Here is a 5,306-nt window from a genome sequence, read left to right as displayed (position 1 = left end):
GTCTGAGTTGCATTTAAAGAGAGTGTGATGAGAATTTAATGTAAATGAAGAAGTCTTAAGTCCGGAAAATCTAAGAAAATGTCGGTAAATTACTTGAGAGATTAACATGATACGGCCTACATTACTTTTACATAGCAGGCATGGGGTCATTAAACACAATAGTTGTCAAGTGTTTTTGCGTTTTTTTATTCTAACTTAGAGCGATTGGAACCACAAAAGAATAGCTTGAGACAAGATGCTTTTAATTATAAAAAGTGTGTATTTACTAAAACCATCCCCCATAAATATCGAGAGATGGTTTTTTATATACTGAAATCAGCCTATTTTTAAAAACATTTTCTTCATATAGTCAGTCATTCCATCTTCCATAAATAACACATTTCTATCTTCAAGCTCTATTTTTTTAGCTGATTTACCAATATTTAAAAGATCAGTAAACTTGGTTTGGGACAGGATGAAAGCATTTAGTATTAGCTTTTTATCATCAGGACTTGACTGTTCCGCTAATTTACTTTGAAGAATTTTAACCTCTTTATACAATCCAAGTTTTGGATCCATTAAGTCAAGATTTCTTAATCCTTTGGGATCCACAAAAGTCAGCCATTGTATACCTGTCATATCATCTACCAACCACAATAGGAAATCAGGATAGAAATTACCTGCTAAGGCAAAGCCTAAGCCTTTGTCTTCTCGGCTTGCATTTCGCAACAAATAGATACTACGTTGGCCAATTGCATCCCGTCCGTCTGCAGAATTATAGAACTCTTCAAGATCACGTACGAACGTCCATTCGCTGGGAGCATCAAAGGCTTGAGGACGCATTTTTAGAGGCACTGACTCTTTGTTTTCCAAAGCTAGAAGTGGATAGTAAAGATGACGATCAAAACTGATAGCTACCATGTGAGATGCATTCCACTTGTTGGCTTCACCAATATTGCCTTCAGACACTAGTTTCTTCAATACTTTCAACTTATTATAGTACTCCAGTCCGTCATCGGTATTATCGAATGCGAACTGATATAGCTTGATCATTGAACCATGTTCTTCGTCTATACGAATAACATCATAAAATTGCCCCTCGTATCCTGTTTTCAGTGCTTTGTAGAATCGGTCGGTATAATCGATTAGAAGTCTGATCAATATATCCTCCTGCCAACGAATATCTCCAAATGATTCTATTTCTAGCTCGGCTGCAGGAATAAATAAACTATACCAATCCATTTCTTCATTACAGAAATCAATTAGCCTTTGACGTTCAAGTCGTAGATTACTCCAGCTTCTCTGGAGTTTGTAATCCTGTAATGCCAGGTAAATACGATCCCAATTGAAAATAGCGAACAGACTAGAATCTAATTTTCCCTTGTGCCTCACTTCAGAAGCTTTAAAGCTGTTCTTGCCAATAGAAGTAGCTAATGCTTCGACACGTGGATAAAGGTCAAGTACTACATGTGGCATTTTGACCTTGCCCCTGAATTTTTCTGGTATCTCATACAGCCAAGGAAAGTGTGTACGCTTGAAGCCAAGCTTCTGGTTATCTTTGTAACCATCTTTCAGTGTCAGACTTTTGAGTTGACCTTTGGGTAGGTTAGACTGTGTCGGAAAATCGAGCTCAAGAATTTCATCACTTGGCGTAACCCCTTCTTCTCGCAGATAATCTTTGAACGCAGCCATATAGTTAGCACGTACTCCGAAGATGTTCAGCGTCTCTAGTTTGTCCAAATGAAGACCTTTTGGACGTTCATTGGGGAGTGTGCGCTTAAGAGAGAATTCCTTTCCCTTCAGTCGGACACCCCTGCCAAATAACTGAATGATCTGAGAACCTTCACCTTTACCCATGTTCAGAAGGCCCATAGTGGAAACGCGCCAGCTACTCCAACCTTCAGTAAATTTACGTGAGCCTATTAGCACGTTCAAATGACTGTTTTTGGTATTCAACGTATCAAATAGTGCACCACCAAAATCATCTCTTTCGTTATCAAAAGTCTCTGAATTTTCAGCCATGCCGAAGAACCCAGCATCATCTCCAATATTAATTAGACCGAAAGGTTTAGCATCACCTACTCGTAACGCTAGTTCTCCTTTACTACTTTTGATGTTGACTAGCTTTAGCCGCTGCTTGGCTGGAGTATTGAAAACACGAATAAGAATATCGTCGTATAGTGCGCCTATTTGATCCGTATAACTCAAAAGAGGGCTGAATCGCCCCTTAAAAATATTGTTGCCTTGGCTATCTAGGATCTGTGCTCTGTCGGCAATAAAATCTGCAAGCCAGGACTTAATCTGCGCATTATTGTTCAAAAAATAGGCGAGAAAGTTAACAACTTCTAGAATATCTGACTCTTCACCAGAGACTGAATTACCTACAAATACCCATAGCGGCTTTTCGATATTGAAATCAGTTAACTTATTGCGGTTGGTATCCCAAAGCCAAAGTTGCTGATAGAAGGCTAGCAGGCAGGCGGTAAAGTACTTACATGCATTATCTGTTTGTGCGTAAGCTTCGCCAGTCATGTTGAGAATCAGCGATTCTTTCCCGTAACCGTCTTCATAAAAAAACTTATAGGAATAGTCAAATAGAATACACTTCGCATAGAGCTCCCGGATAGCACTAATGCGCGCGAGGCGTTTATCTTCGTCAGTAAGTACTAGCTCCGCAAGTTGGCTACCATCCAATTTTTTTAGATTGGCTGTGTTAAAAAGCATTTTTGCGCGCTTTTTCTGAATCTCTTCTTCAGCCGTTGCGATGGTCATTCCCTTAGCTACAGCTTGACCAAAGGTAGCTGAGTACTCAAAGGCGAACCCACCTCGAACAAGTGTATCGCGGCGGCTCATCCAGGCCCCTGCTGCTGTCCCCGTCCCGCGATGACCTTCGTCTACAAGAACTAAGTTATTACCTTCGAAAGCTTCTACCGCTACAGTTTTGTTGCCCATGACATCACCTAACTTATTGATGTCAATTATCTCGACGATGCCAGGGTAATGGAGTGTCTGATTCTTGTTGAAGTACTGAGTAGTGAAGCCAGACAGGTTTAACTCGTCAAGATGTTGTCTTGAGAGTCCTTCATTGGGTGTTAGCAGAATTATTTTACTGGGGTACAAATCAATACGGCCACCCTGAAAATAATGTAAGTACTGGCGGATATTGACATGCAGCAATAACGTTTTACCGCTGCCTGTAGCATTCCAGAAAGCAATCTTGTTTAAATCGTCGGCATTGAAGTCGCGAAATGGTTCTGCACCTAACTCATTACGGTAGCGTATAAGCTCTTCATTCAGTCCGTCCAGCAGCTCTTGGCGTTTATTGAAGTACCACTCCAAATAGATTTCGGTAAATAGCAAAGAAAGATATTGGAAATATTTCATCTGCAGTTCATGACCTTCGAGCTTGTTACGCTGAACAGTGATGCTCTGCCAGTGGCTAACGATGTTTAGATCATAGCGGCGGAAATCGGCCATAGACACACGATCCACCTCGAACAAGTTACATGTAAGCTCATGAAAATATTTAGATTGTCCATCCTCATCAATGCCTTCATGCCGGTCATCACCCAACCTTAGTTTGAGTATGCTGAGGTCTCCTCCTTTAAAGAAGCCCAACATCCAGCGATTGAGCACTAGTTCTTGATGGAAACTGCGCCTTTTTGATGTGCCTTTTTTAAGCATTTCTGAAGATTTTGGTAAGCGGGCCATCAGATGTCCTCCATTGAGAACATGCGAGACAAGAACTCAGATTCAATCTGTCGCAGTTTAAGAGTGCGAGTGCTACCGCCTTCTTCTGCTGTCTGAGTGAGCACATTGGGAATATTGTGGTCTCCATTTATGTAAACTACATCGTATTTGTTGTCTGCTGGGTTGATTGCCAGTTTGTCGCAAAGTTTACCGATCCCTTCGTAATCTAATATTTCACAGTCTCGCCATAATACAATACAGGATTCTCCACTAGGCAAGAGGCCTATTACTATGACGAAACCTTTCTCGAATTCAGCATCAATATGCTTCACCGATAGGCCAATTAAATAGTTGAAAGTTTCGACTAAGTCGATCTTTTTCTTTTCGAATGCACCTGCAGAATCGACAGCGATGTTCAACATGTAATCAAAAGGTTTACGGAAATCATTTATTGATAGCAGAGAATCACGACTTTCGACATCCAACATGTAATGTAAGAGATAATCATCTTTTGTGTGCTGCGGTAACTTGGCAAAAAGATCATCTTGAGTGGTAGAACGGTAAAGTTGCAGATTATTCAACGTATCCTCATAGCTCTCGAGCTTAAGAACTTTAAAGCATTGAGATAGACCTGTTTCGGGTGAAGTCGGATTACCGTTTTCCCAATCGGTGGAGTAGACAGCTTTGATTACACGAGGTTTTGTTACCAGATCAAAGTACTCTCCTTGCTCAACTAGGATGAAACTAGTTCTGTTTTCTTGTCCAGAAAGAATGGATTTACGTTTTAGATCAATTACAGCATGTGCTGTGGTCCCACTGCCACCAAAGTAGTCTAATACGATGGCGTCAGGATCGGATTGTGTGGCCAATGAAACGCATTTTTTAACTAAATTTATAGATTTTGGGAAATCGAACCTTTTTTCACCAAGCATATTGATTAGAAGACTATTGCCATATTTTCCGGCATCGAACTCTCCTCCTGTCCATACTGTTTTTGGAACAGTTTGCTCGTGGGTAACAAAAAGATCCCATTCCCCTTTATTATTTATAGCGGCTATACGGTCTAGGTTGTCCCTAATTGAGTCAAGTCCGAAGTTCCAACGTCGTTCTACCCCATCTTGGTCGATAGGCCAAACTTCGACTCGACCATCGTTTAGAACAACATTTTTTCCAGACGGATGAAAATTATCTTCTGGAAAACTACCAATATCAACGATTTGCCCATCCAGAAGATAGATTGGATAGAAGGAGAGTCGTCGATCAATTCTCCTTGAGTTTTCTCCCCATCGACGCATTTTTCGCGGAGAGCTATTTTCTTCAAGGGATCTTGCAATACAGCCTGACAGACCATCCCGTGTTAAAAATAGTGCATACTCATGAGTTCGATTAAAATTTCTTGTAATTGAGCCTTTGGGATTATGGACCACAGTTATTCTTGATAGCGTGTGTTCTGGTGCGACTTGTTCCAATATTGTTGAAAGGTTGACCATCTCAGAATCATCAATAGCAACCGTCTTGACACCGTCAAACTTCATCAGGCTCATTCCCTTTTTCAGGCGGTCCTGCATTAAACTGGCCCAAGAGGAATGCTTATATTCATTCTTATAAAGAATCGGTGTTGAATTCGTGTTGTATGG

General features: G+C 40.8%; 2 protein-coding genes. Both read right to left on the bottom strand.

What is annotated here, in order from left to right; genetic code table 11:
- Positions 1-315: 315 nt before the first annotated feature.
- Entirely contained in the window at positions 316-3,690 is a 3,375-nt protein-coding gene (locus tag V2A85_RS21660; RefSeq protein ID WP_420072330.1) for a DEAD/DEAH box helicase family protein, read from the bottom strand.
- A partial coding sequence (locus V2A85_RS21655; RefSeq protein WP_420072329.1) for a DNA methyltransferase occupies positions 3,690-5,306 on the bottom strand: 1,617 nt, incomplete at its 5' end. The genes V2A85_RS21655 and V2A85_RS21660, both read right to left, overlap by 1 nt.

Source organism: Yersinia sp. 1252 StPb PI, assembly GCF_048593885.1.
GTDB lineage: Bacteria > Pseudomonadota > Gammaproteobacteria > Enterobacterales > Enterobacteriaceae > Yersinia > Yersinia enterocolitica_E.
Note: the sequence above shows the minus strand (reverse complement) of the source record. Positions and strands in the feature narration are given on the sequence as shown.